Consider the following 17,292-nt stretch of genomic DNA (forward strand, 5'->3'; position numbering starts at 1 on the left):
CCAAGGCATTCCCCATGCGATTCCTCATTCCGATGCTCACGGCGGCCGCCGCGAGCATGGCCGCCGCCGCCCCGCAAGCACTGGAGGAACCGCATCTCAAGGTGATCCCCCGCACCGCAGAAGAGACCGCCCGGATCGCCAAGGTCATCGCCCCCGCGAAAGAGTTTGATAAGCCCGAGCCGTTTGAGATTAATCCTGCAGGCGCCGCCACGGTCCGCCCGCGCGGCAATGCCGATGCGTTCTCGCTGCCCTCGGGCAACATTCCCTTTGAGCGTGAGTTGGATTTCAAGGTCGGCAATGGGCTGTTCAAAAAGCTCTGGGTGTCGTCGCCGTCTTCGACGCTGGCCTCTGACGGGCTGGGGCCGCTCTTTAACGCGCGCTCTTGCCAACGCTGCCACCTGAAAGACGGGCGCGGCCATCCCCCCGAGGGGCCGGAGGATGACGCGGTGTCGATGTTTCTGCGCATCTCGGTCCCCACCGCCCCCGAAGAGGCAATGAGCGAGATCGAGGCGTTCCTGCTTTCGGTGGGCGATACCACCCCGCGCACGCGGCCCGATCCGGTCTATGGCGGGCAATTGCAGGATTTCGGGGTGGCGGGGCATCCGGCGGAATACCGGCTGGGCCTGCGCTATGAAGAGGTGGAGGTCGCGCTCTCCGAGGGAGAGATCGCCAGCCTGCGCCGCCCGACCTACAGTGCCGAAGACCTCGGGTATGGCCCCTTGGCCGAGGGCGCGATGCTCAGCCCCCGTGTAGCCCCGCCGATGATCGGTTTGGGCCTGCTCGAAGCGATCCCAGTCGCAGATATCTTGGCCCTCGCGGACCCCGAAGACGCCGACGGCGATGGCATCTCTGGTCGGGCGCAGATCGTCTGGTCCTTTGAGCACGCGCGCCCGATGTTGGGCCGTTTCGGCTGGAAATCCGGCGCACCGACGATCCGCGAACAATCCGCCAGCGCCTTTGCGGGGGACATCGGCATTTCCTCCCCCATCTTCGATGCGGCATGGGGCGATTGCACCACCGAGCAGACAGCCTGCCGCGATGCTCCGCATGGGGATGGTGACGCGCGCGGGGCAGAGATCGACGCCGAAGGGCTGGATCTGGTGACCTTCTACAGCCGCAACCTTGCCGTGCCGGCCCGCCGCGATGTCGGCGCACCTGAGGTGCTGCGCGGCAAGGCGGTGTTCCATGAGGTCGGCTGCACCTCCTGTCACCAGCCGAAATTCGTGACCGAACGACTGGAGGATCAGCCCGAGCAAAGCTTTCAGCTGATCTGGCCGATGACCGATCTTTTGCTCCATGACATGGGCGAAGGGCTGGCCGACAACCGTCCCGAGGGCCGCGCGAATGGGCGCGAATGGCGCACCGCGCCGCTCTGGGGCATCGGCTTGACCGAGCAGGTCAACGGCCATACCCAATTCCTGCACGACGGGCGCGCGCGGTCGCTGCTCGAAGCGGTGCTCTGGCACGGCGGCGAAGCCCAGCCCGCCCGTGATGCCGTGGTGGAGATGCCCAAAGCCGACCGTGACGCCCTGATCCGCTATCTGGAGAGCCTCTGATGCGCAGCCTGCTTACCGCCACATTCCTTCTGACCGCCGCCCCCGCCCTCGCCGGGGTGGAGGAGGTGATCCAAGACCACGCGCTGCCCGGCACCGCCCGTTTCGCCTCTGCCACTGCGGCGCTCGACGCTGCAGCGCAGGCCAATTGCACCGACACGGCCCTGCGCCCGGCCTATCAGGAGGCGTTCGACGCATGGATGGGCATCGCGCATCTGACCCTTGGACCGTTAGAGGAGGACGGGCGCGGGCTGGCCATCGCCTTTTGGCCCGACACGCGCGGCATGGTAGGGCGCAGCGTGGCGCGACTGGTGGCCGAAGAAGACCCGATCGCGACAAGCGGGGATTACGCCGAAGTCTCCATCGCCGCGCGGGGGCTCTTTGCGCTGGAACGGCTGCTTTATGACGATGACTTCGCAGGCTACGGGGCCGAGAGCTATAGCTGCGCATTGGCCCGCGCGATGGCGGCCGACCTGGCCAATTTGGGCCGCGAGGTCGACACCGCTTGGCGAGAGGATTTCGCCGCCGCGCTCCGCAGCGCCGGGGAGGCGGGCAATGACCGTTTCCTCAGCCCGCGCGAGGCATCGCAGGCGCTTTACACGGCTTTGGCAACCGGGCTCGAATTTGTCGCGGACCAACGTCTAGGCCGCCCGATGGGCAGTTTTGATGCGCCGAAGCCGCAGGTGGCCGAGGCGCGCCGTTCGGGCCGCAGCCTGCGCAATGTGGTGTTGTCACTCGAAGCATTGCAGGGTCTAGCCGACACGCTGTCGGACGCCGCTACCCCCAAAACCGACGCCGCATTCGACCGCGCCTTGAGCGCCGCGCGCGTGTTGGAGGACCCCGTCTTTGCCGGGGTGGCCGACCCGATAAGCCGTATCCGGGTCGAGGCGCTGCAAAATGATGTGCGGGCCATTGCCGAGGCCGTGAGCGCTGAGATCGCCCCGGCGCTTGGCGTTTCCGTCGGGTTCAACTCGGCGGACGGCGATTGATGCCCTCGCGCCGCCACTTCCTTGCGGGTCTCGCCGCCGCGTCGAGCTTGCCGGCGATGGGTTGGGCCGCCGCTGGCAGCCCTGCCTACCTTGCCGCCGCGCGTGCCCCTTCGGGGGCCTATGCGCTTTTCGGGCTGGACGGGACGGGCCACGACATTTTCCGGATTCCGTTGCCCGACCGGGGCCATGCCGCCGCCGCGCATCCCACGGCGCCCGAGGCCGTGGCCTTTGCCCGCCGCCCGGGGCGGTTTGCACTGGTGATCGACTGCGTGAAGGGCCGTGTCGCCCACCGCCTCGACGCGCCGGAGGGGCGGCATTTCTACGGACATGGGGCGTTTTTGCAGGGCGGGGCCATCCTCGCCACCAGCGAGAATGAGATCGACACGGGCGAAGGGCGCATCGGCCTGTGGTCCCGTGCCGAGGGCTATGCCCGGATCGGAGAGATCGCCTCAGGCGGGGTCGGCCCGCATGAAATCCGCCGCTTGGCCGAGGATGTGCTGGTGGTGGCCAATGGCGGCATCCGCACCCATCCCGACAGCGGCCGGGAGAAGCTGAACATCGACGATATGCGGCCCAATCTGTCTTATGTCAGCCTCTCGGGCGAGGTTTTGGAGCAGGTCACATTGCCCGACGATCTGCGCATGAATTCGATCCGTCATCTGGCCTTGGCGCCGGACGGGCAGGTGGCCTTTGCGATGCAATGGCAGGGGGAGCCGAACGACGCCGTGCCGTTGTTGGGCCTCCACCGGCGCGGGCAAAACCCGGTATTGGCCGAGGCCGATCTGGCCGAGCAAATCGCGATGCAGGGCTACGCGGGCAGCGTGGCATTCGCGGCAGATGGCGGGGCGGTCGGGATCACGTCACCGCGCGGCGGGCGACTGCATCTGTTTGATAGTGAGGGTGGTTTCATTGCCAGTCACCGCCGTGCCGATGTCTGCGGGTTGGCGCCGGGGCGGGGCGGTTTCGTCGCCACGGATGGGCTGGGCGGTATCCTGTCGCTGCAAGAGGCGGCGCTGTCGCGGCTCACTACCGCCGCGCGGGCCTGGGACAACCATCTGGTTGCCATCGACGGATAGGCGGGCGGGGGCACTGCCCCCACCGGGTTTTAGTCGGTCTTATACGTCGGGTGGAACAGCCCGCCGGGCGAGAGGGTAAAGATCTCAACCCCGTCTTCGGTCACGCCGACCGAATGCTCAAACTGCGCCGACAGGGATTTGTCGCGGGTCACCGCGGTCCAATCGTCGGCGAGTGTCTTGGTCTCGGCCCGGCCAAGGTTCACCATCGGCTCAATGGTAAAGAACATGCCCGGCTCTAGCACAGCACCGGTGCCCGGACGGCCATAGTGCAGCACGTTGGGCGGCGCGTGAAAGACCTGCCCCAGACCGTGACCGCAGAAATCCGTCACGACGGACATGCGGTGGCCTTCGACAAATGTCTGGATGGCATGGCCGATGTCGCCAAAGGTATTGCCCGGCTTCACCGCCTCGATCCCGTGCATCAGGCTGTCGTGGGTCACGTTGATCAACCGCTCGGCCTTGCGCGAAAGCTTGCCCGCCACATACATGCGGCTGGTGTCGCCGAACCAGCCATCGACGATCACGGTCACGTCGATGTTCAGGATGTCGCCGTCTTTCAGCTTCTTGTCGCTGGGGATCCCGTGGCAGACCACATGGTTCACCGAGATGCAGCTGGCGTGCTGATAGCCTTTGTAGCCGATCGTCGCGGATTTCGCGCCGGCGGCGTTGACCTTCTCTTCGATCAGGCGGTCAAGCTCTCCGGTGGTCTGACCGGGGAAGACATGCTCTGCGATCTCGTCGAGGATCGTGGCGGCCAGACGGCCCGCCGCTTGCATCCCGGCGTGATCCGAAGGCTCGTAAATGCGAATGCCGTCGCGTGTCTGGCGGCCTCGGTGTGCGTTGTTCACCGCTCTCTCCATCCTTTTGTTCGCTCCTATTTAGCGTGGCTTTCCGGCAAGGGCCAGTGCAGCTCAGCCCGTAAAGGGGATCGGTTGCGCCAGTGTGACGGCTTGGGGCGTGATATGAGTGCCGATGGCGTAGATTTCCAGCCCCGCCGCCCGCGCGGCTTGGGACGCGGCGGCATAGGTCGGGTCGATATCGGCGGCGAGGGTCATCTGCGTGCAATCGGTGCGCTGCACCAGATACAGCAGCACGGCGCGGTGCCCGGCCTGCGCCATCCGCGCCAGTTCGCCCAGATGTTTCGCCCCGCGTGTGGTGACGCTGTCGGGGAATTCGGCCAGACCCGTTTCGCGTGAGAGGGTGACCGATTTCACCTCGACATAGGCATCGGGCAGGCCATCACCGCGCAGCAGAAAGTCGATGCGGGAGTTTTCGCCGTATTTCACCTCCGGTCGTACCTCGGCATAGGCGGCCAGTGGCATCACCTCACCCGCGACCAGCGCCGCTTTCATCGCGCGGTTGGGCAGGGCGGTGTCGACCCCGGTGAAATGGCCATTTTCATGATCAACTAGCCGCCAGCCGTAGTTCAGCTTTTTCTTCGGATCGTCGTTCGGCTCGAGCCAAATCCGGCTGCCCGGTTCCGCCAGCCCCATCATCGAGCCGGGGTTGGCGCAATGGGCGATCACTTCCTCGCCCGTTTCCTCAAGCGTGCAATCGGCCAGAAAGCGTTTGTAGCGGCGGATCAGCCGGGCGGGGACAAGTTGGGTTTGAAAGCGCATGAGGCGCGGCCTATACCGAAGGGACGCCATCCTCAAGGAGCCGCCCCCATGTCAAACCCCACCGCCGCGATGATCGTCATCGGCGACGAAATCCTTTCGGGCCGGACCCGCGACAGCAATATGCATCACCTTGCGGGGGAGTTGACGAAAGTGGGGATCGACCTCAAGGAGGTGCGCGTGGTGTCGGACGATCATGGCGCGATCATCGCCGCCGTGCAGGCGCTCTCAGGTGCCTATGCCCATGTGTTTACCTCGGGCGGCATCGGGCCCACGCATGATGACATTACCGCCGATTGCATCGCCGCCGCCTTTAACCGTGATATCGACGTGCGCGACGATGCGCGCGAGATTTTGGCCGAACACTACGCCCGCGCGGGCACCCAGATGAACGACGCCCGCCTGCGCATGGCGCGCATTCCCGAGGGCGCCGCGCTGATCGAAAACCCGGTCTCTGCCGCACCGGGCTTTGTGGTTGAGAACGTGCATGTCATGGCCGGGGTGCCGACGGTCTTTCAGGCGATGGTTGCCAGCGTCCTGCCGGGGCTCACAGGCGGCCAACCCCTGATCAGTGAGACGCTGCGCATCGACCGGGGCGAGGGCGATATCGCCGGACCACTGGGCGCGCTGGCTGAGGAATATCCGCATTTGTCGATGGGCAGCTACCCGTTTCAGAAAGACGGCATCTTTGGGGCGCATGTGGTGATCCGCGGCAGCGATCCGGGGATGGTCGAAGCGGCGATGGTCAAGCTCAAGGCCGCCTTCGCATGAGCGAGGCGCAGGCGTTTTTCGACGCGGGTGACGCGACATGGCCCGCCGCGCGGCGGTTTGATCACGGGCCATGGACCCTGCGCGAAGGGCAGGGCGGCGGGAAACGGGTCTCGGCGGCGACAGCGCGTGGGGCGATAACCGACGCCGACATTCCGACCGCCGAAGCGGCGATGCGCAAGATGGAGCAGCGCCCGCTTTTCATGTTGCGTGCGGGCGAAGATGATCTCGACGCGCTGCTGGCCGCGCGGGGCTACGGCGTGGTCGATCCGGTCACGGTGCTGAGCGCGCCGATTACCCGGCTGACAGATGTGCCGATGCCCCCGGTCACCGCCTTTTGCATCTGGGAGCCGCTGGCGATCATGGCCGAGGTCTGGGCCGCCGGAGGGGTCGGCCCTGCGCGTCTTGCCGTGATGGACCGCGCGGCGACCAAAACAGGCATCCTTGCGCGCTGGAACGAGAAACCGGCGGGCGTGGCCTTTGCCGGGGTGCACGAGGACATCTGCATGGTGCACGCCGTCGAAGTGCTGCCGCATCAACAGCGCCAAGGTGTGGCCACTTGGATCATGCGCGCCGCCGCCCATTGGGGGCAGGCCCAAGGGGCTAAGCGGCTTTCGGTGCTCTGCGTGGATACGAATGCCCGCGCGCAGGCGCTTTACGCCAAACTGGGCTTTGCCCCGGTCGGGCACTATCATTACCGTCAAAACACCGAGTGAAGGATAAGACCATGGCCAACGACATGCCCACCGCCCTTGATCTGCCGATGGTCGATCCGCTGCCCGAAGCGACGCAGAAGTATTTCGACATCTGTCAGGAAAAGCTCGGGATGGTGCCGAATGTTCTGCGGGCCTATGCCTTTGACATCGACAAGCTGAACGCTTTTGCGGGCATGTATAACGATCTGATGCTGGGCGATAGCGCGCTCAGCAAGCTTGAGCGTGAGATGATCGCGGTGGCGGTGTCCTCGGTCAACAAATGCTACTACTGCCTTGTGGCCCATGGGGCTGCAGTACGCGAAATGTCGGGCGATCCGCAATTGGGCGAGGCGCTGGTGATGAACTACCGCGTGGCCAAGATTACGGCCAAACAACGGGCCATGCTGGATTTCGCGGTAAAGCTGACCGAGGCCAGCGCCAAGGTCGAGGAGGCCGACCGTCAGGCGCTGCGCGATGCGGGTTTCACTGACCGGGATATCTTTGACATCGCCAGTGTGGCCGGGTTCTTCAACATGACCAACCGGGTGGCCAGTGCCACCGACATGCGCCCGAACGACGATTACCACGCGCAGGCGCGATGAGCCGGGCGCGGGTTGCTGCGGCTCTGCTCGGGGTGCTGCTGGCGGCTCCCGCGGCGGCGCTTGAATTGGCGCTGCCCAGCACCGCGCGCCTGACGGCAGAGCGTAACACCGCGCCGGACCGCTATGCCGCGCCCGTGGGTGTCTATGCCGAAGGGCAGGTGGCGCGGGTCAATGTGGATGGCAGCGTGCGCCGCGCTGCGTGGCGGATGGACACGCCGGGGCTGACCGCCTTGCAGGTGATGCGCCCGCTGCGGCGGCAGCTGGGCGAGGCGGGCTTTGACGTCGTGCTCGACTGTGCTGCGCGGGAATGCGGCGGCTTTGATTTTCGCTTTGCGGTGGAGGTGCTGCCGGGGCCGAACATGTATGTGAACCTGCGGGCTTTCCACTTCATCACCGCCCTGCGCCGGGGCGAGGACGGAACGCCGACCGAGGCGATCAGCATCCTTGCCAGCACGGCGGCGACCTCGGCCTATGTGCAGATCATCCAAGCCCGCAGCGGCGACGCGCCCGAAGGGGAAAGCACCCCCATCACGCCAGAGGCGACTGCCGAGGTGCCGCTTGCCACTGCGACGGGCGATTTCGCAGAAACCCTGAAGGTCGACGGCCATCTGGTCCTCAACCGGCTGGAGTTCGAGACCGGCACCTCCGCGCTTGGCCCCGGCCCCTTTGCCACACTTGAGCGGCTTGCCGAGTTGCTCAAGGCCGAGCCGGATCTGCGCGTGGCGCTGGTGGGACATACCGACGCGGTGGGCAGTCTGGATGCCAACACCGCCCTGTCGCGCAGACGGGCCGAGGCGGTGCGGGACCGATTGGTGCAGAGCTATGACGTAGCCCCCGGCCGGGTCGAGGCGCAGGGTGCCGGCTATCTCGCGCCGCGGGCCAGCAACCTAACCGAAGCGGGCCGCGAGCAGAACCGCCGGGTTGAGGTGGTGGTGCTCTCTGCCGAGTAGGCTATTTCGTGACCGTCATCTGGGTGGCCAGCAGCAGGTTCGTCTCGCTGGAACTCACCCCCTGAATGCGGCGGATTTGGCCCAGCACGCTGTCCAACTCTTCGACGGTTTCGGTCCCCGTCTCGACAATCAAATCCCATTTGCCATTGGTCGCATGGATCGCCTGCACGGCGGGCATGCCCGCGAGGATACGCTTGATCCGGTCGGTGCCCGCCCCTTCGATGGCCAAGAGCGTATGGCCCCGGATCGGGCTGTGGCGCATGTCTTCTTTCAGGATCAGCGTAAAGCCCAAGATCGCGCCGGAACTGACCAGACGTTCGACCCGCGCGCGGACCGTCACACGCGACAGGCCCGTGGAGGCGGCCAGCGCGGAATAGGACATGCGTGCGTCGCGCCGCAGTTCTGCGATGATCTTGTTGTCGATCTCGTCCATGGGGGATCCCGTTTGCTTTGTTGAATAGGGTTTACGGCAGCGCGGGCAGGCTGGCCAGTCTTTGGGGATGCGCAATTGACGGCGGCGGGGAAACCCATAATCTGCCGCGGAAAGGATTTCCTCCATGCAAAGCCGCGCGCCCCTGTTCACACCGGTCCTGATGGTCGGTTGTATCATCATCATGGTCAGCTTCGCCGTGCGGGCCTCTTTCGGTGTCTTCCAGATTCCGATTGCCGAAGAATTCGCATGGGCGCGCAGCGAGTTTTCCCTCGCCATCGCGATCCAGAACCTCGCCTGGGGCATCGGGCAGCCGATCTTTGGCGCGTTGGCCGAAAAGATCGGCGACCGAAAGGCGATCATCATCGGCGCGGTGGTCTATGCGGTGGGGCTGCTTTTGTCGGCCAATTCCGCCACTCCGATAGAGCATCAGACCTATGCTTGGCTGGTGGGGTTTGGCATCGCGGGCACGGGCTTTGGCGTGATCTTGGCCGTGGTGGGCCGCGCCGCGTCGGACGAGAACCGCTCCATGTCGCTGGCCATCGCCACGGCGGCGGGCAGTGCGGGGCAGGTCTTTGGCGCGCCGGTGGCAGAGTGGATGCTAAGCTTCATGTCGTGGCAGATGACCTTTGTCTGCTTCGCGGGCGTGATCCTTGCGATGTTGCTGACCCTGCCGATGATGCGCGCGCCTGCGATGGCCAGCCGGGCCGAGCTTGAGGAGTCGATGGGTCAGATCCTTGGCAAAGCCTTCCGCGATCCGTCCTATACGCTGATCTTTCTGGGCTTCTTCTCCTGCGGGTATCAACTCGCCTTTATCACCGCGCATTTCCCGGCCTTTGTGACCGAGATGTGCGGCCCGATTTTGGCCGGAGGTGTGCTGCATAACATCGGCATTACCACCACCTCGGCGCTTGGCGCAGTGGCGATCTCGCTCATCGGGCTCGCCAATATCGCGGGCACCTTGCTGGCGGGCTGGGCGGGCAAGCGTTATTCCAAAAAGTACCTGCTGGCGGGGATTTACGTTGGGCGCACGGTGATCGCAGCGGCCTTTATCATGTTCCCGATCACCCCGGTGACGGTGATCCTATTCTCCGTCGGTATGGGCGCGCTGTGGCTGGCGACGGTGCCGCTGACCTCGGGCCTTGTCGCGCATATCTACGGGCTGCGCTATATGGGCACGCTTTATGGGATCGTTTTTTTCAGCCACCAGTTGGGCAGCTTCCTTGGCGTTTGGCTGGGTGGGCGGATGTATGACATCTATGGCAGCTATACCGGCGTTTGGTGGGTCGGCGTGGCCGTGGGGGCGTTCAGCGCCGTGGTCCATCTGCCGATCCGCGAGAAACGGTTGGAGGGGCTGGTGACCGCTTAACGCGCCCGCCAACGCTCAAGGATATGGCGCGCGGTCATCAGGTCCAAATGCGCGCCGCCGCCGTTCTTGAACAGGGTAATTTCATCGTCGCTTTGGCGGGTGAAGACCTCAAGGTCGTAGTAATCCGCGATCAGATGGTCGCGGGTGAGGGTGCCTGCCTCAAGCGGAATGTTGATTTCGCCGATATGGCCGATCGTGGTGTCGAAGCTGTCGACAAAGACCCGCGACCGCAACAGCGCCGTGTCGTCCACCTCACGCATGTCGGGGCGGTAGGCACCGATGAGGTCGATATGCTGGCCGGGTTGCAGCCAATCGCCCTTGATCAGCGGGTCGGTCGACATGGTGGCGGAGGTGACGATATCGGCGGCGCGCACCGCCTGCTCCAAATCGGTCGCCACGTTGATCTTAAGCTCCGCGGCCATCGCCTCGGCGTTCTTCGCGGTACGGTTCCAGACCGTGAAACGCGCCTGCGGGAAGGCGGCGGAATAGGCGGCGTGCAGGGCGCGGCCTTGGGTGCCCGCGCCGACGATCAGGATGTTCTCGCTGTCGGGTCGCGCCAGCCGCCGCGCGGCCAGCAGGCTGTCACCAGCGGTTTTCCATTTGGTGACGAGGTGGAAATCCACGATCGCGGCGAGCGTGCCGGTTTCGTCATCAAAGAGGGACACGCCGCCGTTGACCATCGGTACCTCGCGGTCGGGATTGCCGGGGAAGATCGTGGCGGATTTCACCGCGATGCCCAGCCCGTTGATCCACGCCGCGCGGCTGAGCAGCGTGTCCTTGCCGCGATAGAGGAAAGTGTCGCCAATCTCGGCCTTGGGCAGGTCATGGCCCGTGGCCAGCGCGTCGGTCAGGGCGATCCAATCCAGCAGCGCTTCGCCTTCGTCGAAGGAGATGTTGGGGATGTCGGTCATGCGGCCTCCTCCCGGCTCAGCAGCCCAGCGGCGACAAGACGGTCGGCCCAGCCCTGCGGCCCGGTGAAATGATGCGTCTGCCAGCCGCGCGCGGCGGCGGCGGCGATGTTGTCGGCGCGGTCGTCGGTAAAGAGCAGCGCTTCGGGCGGCAGGCCGCTGCCCTGCTCCACGGCCTCATAAATCGATGGCACCGGTTTGATCATGCCCAGGTGGCCCGAGATGAAATCGCGGTCGAACTCGCGCAGGAAAGGGTAGTGCGTGGCGGCAAGATCATAGCTTTGGATGCCAAAGTTGGTGAGCGAGAAGACCGGCACGCCGCGCGCCTGAAGCGCCTTCATCAGCCGCAGGGAGTGGTCGATCACCGGCGCGGCCATGTCGATCCAGCGGTCATGCCAGAGGCGGATTTCGTCGCCCCACTCGGGCGTCGCCTCGGCCATGGCATAGATCGTGTCGCGGAAGTTTTCGCCGCTGTCGACGCGGTCGTTCATGCCGTGCAGATCGACGGCATCGAACATGGCGCGGCGGCGATCTGCGCCGATGACGCTGTCGTAAAAGCGTTCGGGTTGCCATTCGATCAATACGTTGCCGATGTCGAAAACGACCGCCTGAGGTGTCATATCACTTGCCCTATCAATTCCTTAACGCGGGGCTAACCCCGCGCTGCCGCGCGCAATTCCCGCTCCAATGCCTCTAGGAAGCGGGAGCGGTCGGCCTTTGTAAACCCCTTGCCGCCGCCTTGGCGAAAGGGGTCGGCGGCGCGCAGGTCGGTCATCAGATCGCGGGTTGCCAGAACGTTGCCGATGTTGGCCTGCGTGAGGGCCTCGCCGTTATGTTTCAGCACCCTTGCCCCGGCTTCGACGCATTTCGCGGCCAGCGGGATATCCCCCGTGACCACCACATCGCCTTTGCCGCAGCGGTCAGCGATCCACATGTCGGCGATGTCGGGCCCGTCAGGCACGATCACCACCTCGACCAGTGGGTTCTGCGACATGCGCAGGCCCCCGTTCGAGACGAGGAACATCTTGACCTTATGGCGGGTCGCCACCCGCTCGGCCTCGGCTTTGACGGGGCAGGCGTCGGCGTCGATGTAGAGCGCGGTCATGGCTTAACCCGCATAGAGCGCGTCGGCGTGGAAGGCGACGTGATCTTCCATAAAACTCGCCACGAAGAAATAGCTGTGGTCATAACCCGGCTGCATACGGAAGCTGCCTTGCTGGCGTTTGGCGGCCATGGCCTCGGCCAATGCTTCGGGTTTCAGCAGGTCGAGGAACTGGTCGCTGCCGCCTTGGTCGATCAGGATCGGCCCGTCGAAACCCTTTTCGCGCATCAGCAGGGTGCTGTCGTGTTTCGTCCAAGTGCTTTCATCCGACCCCAGATAGGCGCTGAGTTGCTTCTTGCCCCAATCGCTCGACGTAGGGTGGGTGATCGGCGCAAAGGCCGATACCGAGAGGAACCGCCCCGGCAGGTTCATTGCCAGCGTCAGCGCGCCGTGGCCGCCCATCGAATGCCCGGTGATGCCTTGGCGCTCCATATCGAGGGCGAAGTTTTCACCGATCAGGCCGGGCAGTTCCTCGGCCAGATAGTCCCACATCTGGTAGTGTTTGGCCCAAGGCTCCTGCGTGGCGTTCACATAGAACCCCGCGCCTTTGCCGAGGTCGTAAGCGTCATCATCCGCCACATCCTCGCCCCGCGGGGAGGTATCGGGGAAGACGACAGCGATGCCATGTTCCGCCGCCCAAAGCTGCGCGCCCGCCTTGGTCATCGCGTTCTCATGGGTGCAGGTCAGGCCCGAGAGATACCACAGCACCGGCACCGGGCCGTCTTGTGCTTCGGCGGGCAGGAAGAGGCCAAAGGTCATGTCGCAGCCGCAGGCGTCGGAGTTGTGGGAGTAAACCCCCTGCGTGCCACCGAAACAGGCGTTTTCCGAGATGGTTTTCATGGCAGCGTTCCTTTCGAACTTGAATGTGTCACAGGGCCGAAACCCAGCCTACGACAAGGCTGACGGTCACGATACTGACAGTGGTTGAGACGAGAATGGCGGCAGAGACCCGCTGAGGGGCGACGCCATAATGTTGGGCGAGCATATAGACATTGCCCGCCACCGGCAGTGCTGCGGCGGCGATGATGACCCCGGCTTTGTAGGGATCGACGCCGAAAAGAAACAGCGCACCAAAGGCCACGAAAAGCGGGTGCAGCACGAGTTTGCAAAAGGTCAGCCAGCCTGCGATCTCAATCCGCTCGGCGGATTTGGAAGCCAGCGAAGCGCCGATGGCAAAGAGCGCCCCGGGGGTGGCAGCCCCGCCGAGGATGGCGAGGAATTCGTTCAGCGGCACAGGGATCGGGATGCCGAAGCCCGACCAGAGGAACCCCAAGGTGATGGCGACGATCATCGGGTTTTTCAGCAGCCCCAGTCCCACGATCTTGAGCGTCGCCAGCCGCAACTGCCCCTCGCGGGAGCCGGTGATCAGGATCACGATGAGGCTGGAAAAGATGATCATGTCGACGGTCAGCGCCAGCAGCACGGGGCCGATCGCCTCTGGCCCCAGAAGCAGCGTCAGCATCGGCACGCCCAGAAACCCTGTGTTGCCGATCACGGCGCATTGCGCCTCGATCCCGTTGGTCGCCACATCCAGCCCGCGCAGGAAGCCGACGAGGCTGGCAATGGCATAGACGAACGCCGTGCCCCAAAGATAGGCGGCGACAAGGCGGCTGTCCCAAACCTCGGCCAGTGAGAGATTGGCGGAAAAGCGGAACAGCATCGCCGAGAGGGCGAAATAGAAAACGAATTTGGTGAGATAGGCCGTCGCTTCGGCTGAGAAAAACCGCGTGCGCCCGGCCCAGTAGCCAAGGCCGATCAGCGCAAAGAACGGCAGGGTTTTCAGGAAGATCGCGACCATGGGTCAAGCATTAGCCAGCCCGCCCTTGGGGTGCAATGGGGCATGGCTCTTTGCCTTACCCTGAGCCGATCAGCACCCCGGCGGCAAAGACCAATGCGCCGCCCAGCACCACTTGGAACGCGGCGCGAAAGAAGGGTGTTTCCATGAACTTATTCTGGATCCACGCAATGGCCCAAAGCTCTACAAAGACGACGATGATCGCCACGACAGTTGCGGTCCAGAAGTCGGTGATCAGGTAGGGCAGCGCGTGGCCCAGCCCGCCCACCGTGGTCATCACGCCCGAGGCTACCCCGCGTTTGATCGGAGAGCCGCGGCCCGACAGTTCCCCATCGTCCGATGCCGCCTCGGTGAAGCCCATTGAGATGCCCGCCCCGACGCTCGCCGCAAGGCCGACGAGGAAGGTCGTCCAAGTGTTATGGGTGGCAAATGCGGTGGCGAAGATGGGGGCGAGGGTAGAGACAGACCCGTCCATCAGACCCGCCAGCCCCGGCTGGACCCATGTCAGCAAAAACTGCCGATGCGCGCGGCTGTCTTCGTCGCTGCGGCTGTCGGTGTTAAGGTGTTTCTCGGTCAAATCCTGCGCGCTGCCGTGGTGGCCTGCCTCGGCAGCGGCCAGATCGCCCAGCAGTTGCCGTGTCGCCGCGTCTGACGTGCGCGCGGCGGCGGCATGGTAGAACCGCTCGGCGTCCTGTTCCATCGCGGCGGCCTCTTGTCGGATACGCTCTAGCGACAGGTTCTCGATCAGCCAGACCGGGCGGCGCGCGTAGTAGCCCGAGACATGTTCGCGCCGGATTAGCGGGATGACATCCCCAAAACGGGCGCGGTGCAGGTCGATCAAGCGGCGGCGGTGTTCGTTCTCCTCCTCGGCCATCCCGTCAAAGACGGCGGCGCTGTCGGGGTATGCCTCGCGCAGCCTTTCGGCATAGTCGCGATAGATGCGCGCGTCATCCTCTTCAGAGGAGATGGCCAGCGCCAGCACCTCTTGTTCGCTCAGGTCTTTGAAACGTTTGCGGTTGAGGGAAAATCGCATCGAGAAGGCTCCGTGGTCTGGCCCTCACAGTAGGGCCATCGGCGGGTTCCAGCAAATGCAAAGCGCCTTGCCCTTGGCGGCGCGCGTGATGGACCTACCTGTTGCGGGATGGTCGGCCCTTGCTCCGACGCCACGCGAATAACGAGGTTTGGAACATGAGATTAGTTTTCTTGGCACCCCTATTGGTGGCGGGCTGCGCCGAAGTGGCGACAGCGCCGGTGCAAAACCCCATTCCGGCCCCGGTTGCGCCGAGGGGGCAGATTACGCCACCGGCGGCCACAACAACACCGCCCACACAGACCGCGCCACGCCCCGCACGGACAGAAGCGCGCGCCTCCACGACCAAGCCCAAGCCCCTGCCCAATTCGGTGATCGACGCGGTGAATGAGCCGTCTAGTAACTCTAGCAGTTCCAGCACGCCTACAGCGCCCACGCCTGCCAAGCCACTGGCGGAATCCTGCAAAGAAGGCAGTTGGTGGGGTCTGATTGGCCGTCCCCGCGCGGCGGCAAACATCGTGTCCGAGCCCAAGCGCGTCTATACCGAGGGCGACCCGGTGACGATGGATGCCAACCCCAACCGCACCAACATCGTGTTGGACGCGGAAGGGAAGATCGCCAAGGTCACCTGCGGCTAGGCTAGGTTTTCGGTCTAGCCCTTCGGACGCTTGTCGAGAATGCGCACGGCTTTGCCCTCTGACCGGGCAACGCCGCCTACGTCCATGACCTCGACCTTGACCGAGATGCCGACGGTTTGCTTGATTTGCGCCGAAAGCGCTTTGATCGCGGTGGCGCGGGCGTCGGGGGTCACGCTGGCATCGGCGCATTCGCAGAACACGCGCATCTGATCCATTCGGTCGGGCCGCGACAGTTCGATCTGGAAATGCGGGGCAAGCCCCGGCGTGGCCATCAGCGCTTCTTCGATCTGGGTGGGGAAGACGTTGACGCCGCGCAGGATGATCATGTCGTCGCTGCGGCCCGTCACCTTCTCCATCCGCCGCATGGAGCGCGCGGTGCCCGCCAGCAGCCGTGTCAGATCGCGGGTGCGGTAGCGGATGATCGGAAAGGCCTGTTTGGTGAGGGAGGTGAACACCAGCTCGCCCATCTCGCCGTCCTCAACCGGCGCGCCGGTTTCGGGGTTAATAATCTCGGGGTAGAAGTGATCCTCCCAGATGTGCAGCCCGTCCTTGGTCTCCACACATTCCATCGAAACGCCCGGCCCCATGACTTCGCTGAGGCCGTAGATATCGACCGCATGCATGTCGAAGGCCTGCTCGATCTCAAGCCGCATGGCATTGGTCCAAGGCTCAGCCCCAAAGATGCCCACCTCTAGCGAGGATTGGCGCGGATCAATACCTTGGTTGGCGAATTCATCCAAAATCGACAGGGCGTAGGAGGGCGTCACCGTGATGCCTTTGGGCTGGAAATCTTCGATCAGCCGCACTTGGCGCGGGGTCATCCCGCCCGAGATTGGCACGGTCGACAGGCCAAGCGCATCGGCCCCAAGGTGAATGCCCAAGCCGCCAGTAAACAGCCCATAGCCATAGGCGTTGTGCAGCATGTCGCCGGGACGCATCCCCGCCGCGCGCAGGGAACGGGCGACGACTTGGCCCCAGTTCGCCAGATCATCCTTGGTGTAGCCCACCACCGTCGGCTGCCCGGTGGTGCCAGATGATGCGTGAATGCGCGCCACCTGATTGCGCGGCACGGCGAACATGCCAAAGGGGTAATTGTCGCGCAGATCGGTTTTGACGGTGAAGGGAAAGCGCGAGAGATCGGAAAGCTGTTTCAGATCGTCGGGGTGCACGCCTGCATCGTCAAAGCTTTGCTTGTAGAAAGGCACGTTGTCATAGGCGTGGCGCAGGGACCATTTCAGACGGTCCAATTGCAGGGCGCTGATCTCGTCCCGGCTGGCGATCTCAATCGGGTCGAGCGTGTCCTTCGCGGGGGTCAGGTCTTTCATCAGGTCGGCTCCTCCTCGGTAAATAGCTGGCCCTTGATGCTGCGGGAGAGCCCGCGAAACAGGGCCACGACACGGTCATCCTCACCCGTGACGGTCACATCATAGATGCCCGACCTACCGCTGCGCGACACTTCGCGTGCGGTGGCGGTCAGCCGCTCCTCCGGCTGGCCGGGGCTGAGATATGTGATCTGGTTTTGCTGGGCGACAGTGGTCTGGTTGTAGCTGTTGCAGGCAAAGGCAAAGGCGCTGTCGGCCAGTGTGAAGATAAATCCGCCGTGGCAAATCCCGTGACCGTTCAGCATGTCCGGGCGCACCGACATCGACAAAACCGCGCCGCCGGGGGTCACATCGTCGATGGTCATGCCCAATCCGGCAGAGGCCGAATCTTGGGCGAACATCACCTCGGCACATTTGCGGGCGCGGGCTTCTGGGGTCATTCCATCGGG

The 17,292-nt window shown here is 64.4% G+C and carries 20 protein-coding genes; 9 read left to right on the forward strand and 11 right to left on the reverse strand.

From position 1 onward, the window contains the following. Positions 1–14 precede the first annotated feature (14 nt). Genes K3762_RS01755 through K3762_RS01765 form a run of 3 tightly spaced genes read left to right on the forward strand, consistent with a single transcriptional unit; the run spans position 15 to position 3,618 of the window. The gene (locus K3762_RS01755; protein WP_409202462.1) at positions 15–1,556 is read left to right on the forward strand and encodes a di-heme oxidoredictase family protein; all 1,542 of its coding nucleotides are present in this window, start codon (positions 15–17) and stop codon (positions 1,554–1,556) included. Continuing rightward, entirely contained in the window at positions 1,556–2,542 is a 987-nt protein-coding gene (locus tag K3762_RS01760) for an imelysin family protein (RefSeq protein ID WP_260011173.1), read from the forward strand. The genes K3762_RS01755 and K3762_RS01760 overlap by 1 nt, the downstream gene beginning before the upstream one ends. Further along, a complete protein-coding gene (locus K3762_RS01765) occupies positions 2,542–3,618 on the forward strand; it encodes a DUF1513 domain-containing protein (protein ID WP_260011175.1) in 1,077 nt (358 codons plus the stop codon). Before K3762_RS01760 ends, K3762_RS01765 begins: the two co-directional genes overlap by 1 nt. A gap of 29 nt (positions 3,619–3,647) precedes the next feature. Here the strand turns inward: K3762_RS01765 and map are convergent, their stop codons facing one another. Next, positions 3,648–4,478, reverse strand: coding sequence for a type I methionyl aminopeptidase (gene map, locus K3762_RS01770; RefSeq protein ID WP_120349970.1), 831 nt, complete (start codon positions 4,476–4,478; stop codon positions 3,648–3,650). Between the two features lie 51 nt (positions 4,479–4,529). After that, complete coding sequence (gene sfsA / locus K3762_RS01775) at positions 4,530–5,237, reverse strand: DNA/RNA nuclease SfsA (protein WP_132444092.1); 708 nt, start codon at positions 5,235–5,237, stop codon at positions 4,530–4,532. A gap of 48 nt (positions 5,238–5,285) precedes the next feature. Here sfsA and K3762_RS01780 point away from each other — a divergent pair, with 48 nt between their 5' ends. The 4 genes from K3762_RS01780 to K3762_RS01795 are packed head-to-tail and all read left to right on the forward strand — an operon-like array spanning position 5,286 to position 8,249. Then, positions 5,286–6,005, forward strand: coding sequence for a molybdopterin-binding protein (locus K3762_RS01780; protein ID WP_120349972.1), 720 nt, complete (start codon positions 5,286–5,288; stop codon positions 6,003–6,005). Then, positions 6,002–6,718 (forward strand): GNAT family N-acetyltransferase, encoded by a 717-nt coding sequence (locus tag K3762_RS01785; protein ID WP_132444093.1) that lies wholly within the window; start codon positions 6,002–6,004, stop codon positions 6,716–6,718. The genes K3762_RS01780 and K3762_RS01785 overlap by 4 nt, the downstream gene beginning before the upstream one ends. An 11-nt stretch (positions 6,719–6,729) precedes the next feature. Continuing rightward, entirely contained in the window at positions 6,730–7,299 is a 570-nt protein-coding gene (locus K3762_RS01790) for a peroxidase-related enzyme (protein ID WP_067939608.1), read from the forward strand. Then, positions 7,296–8,249: an OmpA family protein gene (locus K3762_RS01795; protein WP_120349974.1), complete on the forward strand. Its 954-nt coding sequence runs from the start codon at positions 7,296–7,298 to the stop codon at positions 8,247–8,249. Before K3762_RS01790 ends, K3762_RS01795 begins: the two co-directional genes overlap by 4 nt. A gap of 1 nt (position 8,250) precedes the next feature. Here K3762_RS01795 and K3762_RS01800 read toward each other — a convergent pair whose 3' ends face one another. Beyond that, positions 8,251–8,682 (reverse strand): Lrp/AsnC family transcriptional regulator, encoded by a 432-nt coding sequence (locus tag K3762_RS01800; protein WP_132444094.1) that lies wholly within the window; start codon positions 8,680–8,682, stop codon positions 8,251–8,253. A gap of 124 nt (positions 8,683–8,806) precedes the next feature. On the opposite strand from K3762_RS01800, the gene K3762_RS01805 reads away from it, so the two are divergent. After that, positions 8,807–10,048 (forward strand): MFS transporter, encoded by a 1,242-nt coding sequence (locus K3762_RS01805; protein ID WP_120349975.1) that lies wholly within the window; start codon positions 8,807–8,809, stop codon positions 10,046–10,048. Here the strand turns inward: K3762_RS01805 and K3762_RS01810 are convergent. The 6 genes from K3762_RS01810 to mbfA are packed head-to-tail and all read right to left on the reverse strand — an operon-like array spanning position 10,045 to position 14,886. Further along, positions 10,045–10,959, reverse strand: a complete 915-nt coding sequence (locus K3762_RS01810) for an ornithine cyclodeaminase family protein (RefSeq protein ID WP_132444095.1) — start codon at positions 10,957–10,959, stop codon at positions 10,045–10,047. The two genes, K3762_RS01805 and K3762_RS01810, sit on opposite strands and share 4 nt — an antisense overlap. Continuing rightward, positions 10,956–11,576, reverse strand: a complete 621-nt coding sequence (locus K3762_RS01815; protein WP_132444096.1) for an HAD family phosphatase — start codon at positions 11,574–11,576, stop codon at positions 10,956–10,958. Before K3762_RS01815 ends, K3762_RS01810 begins: the two co-directional genes overlap by 4 nt. Before the next feature lie 32 nt (positions 11,577–11,608). Next, on the reverse strand, positions 11,609–12,061 hold the full coding sequence (locus tag K3762_RS01820) for a YaiI/YqxD family protein (protein WP_067622176.1): 453 nt from the start codon (positions 12,059–12,061) through the stop codon (positions 11,609–11,611). A gap of 3 nt (positions 12,062–12,064) precedes the next feature. Next, positions 12,065–12,898 (reverse strand): S-formylglutathione hydrolase, encoded by an 834-nt coding sequence (gene fghA, locus K3762_RS01825; protein ID WP_132444097.1) that lies wholly within the window; start codon positions 12,896–12,898, stop codon positions 12,065–12,067. 28 nt (positions 12,899–12,926) lie between these two features. Beyond that, positions 12,927–13,856, reverse strand: coding sequence for an AEC family transporter (locus K3762_RS01830; RefSeq protein ID WP_093927832.1), 930 nt, complete (start codon positions 13,854–13,856; stop codon positions 12,927–12,929). A 55-nt stretch (positions 13,857–13,911) separates the two neighbouring features. Beyond that, a complete protein-coding gene (gene mbfA / locus K3762_RS01835) occupies positions 13,912–14,886 on the reverse strand; it encodes an iron exporter MbfA (RefSeq protein WP_067622184.1) in 975 nt (324 codons plus the stop codon). Positions 14,887–15,041: 155 nt separating this feature from the next. Here mbfA and K3762_RS01840 point away from each other — a divergent pair, with 155 nt between their 5' ends. Then, the gene (locus K3762_RS01840) at positions 15,042–15,521 is read left to right on the forward strand and encodes an I78 family peptidase inhibitor (RefSeq protein ID WP_132444098.1); all 480 of its coding nucleotides are present in this window, start codon (positions 15,042–15,044) and stop codon (positions 15,519–15,521) included. Positions 15,522–15,535: 14 nt separating this feature from the next. Here K3762_RS01840 and paaK read toward each other — a convergent pair whose 3' ends face one another. After that, positions 15,536–16,846: a phenylacetate--CoA ligase PaaK gene (gene paaK / locus K3762_RS01845; RefSeq protein ID WP_132444099.1), complete on the reverse strand. Its 1,311-nt coding sequence runs from the start codon at positions 16,844–16,846 to the stop codon at positions 15,536–15,538. Further along, positions 16,846–17,283, reverse strand: coding sequence for a hydroxyphenylacetyl-CoA thioesterase PaaI (gene paaI / locus K3762_RS01850; RefSeq protein ID WP_067942039.1), 438 nt, complete (start codon positions 17,281–17,283; stop codon positions 16,846–16,848). Before paaI ends, paaK begins: the two co-directional genes overlap by 1 nt. Between the last annotated feature and the right edge of the window lie 9 nt (positions 17,284–17,292).

It is taken from the genome of Sulfitobacter sp. W074 (assembly GCF_025142275.1).
Classification (GTDB): domain Bacteria; phylum Pseudomonadota; class Alphaproteobacteria; order Rhodobacterales; family Rhodobacteraceae; genus Sulfitobacter; species Sulfitobacter profundi.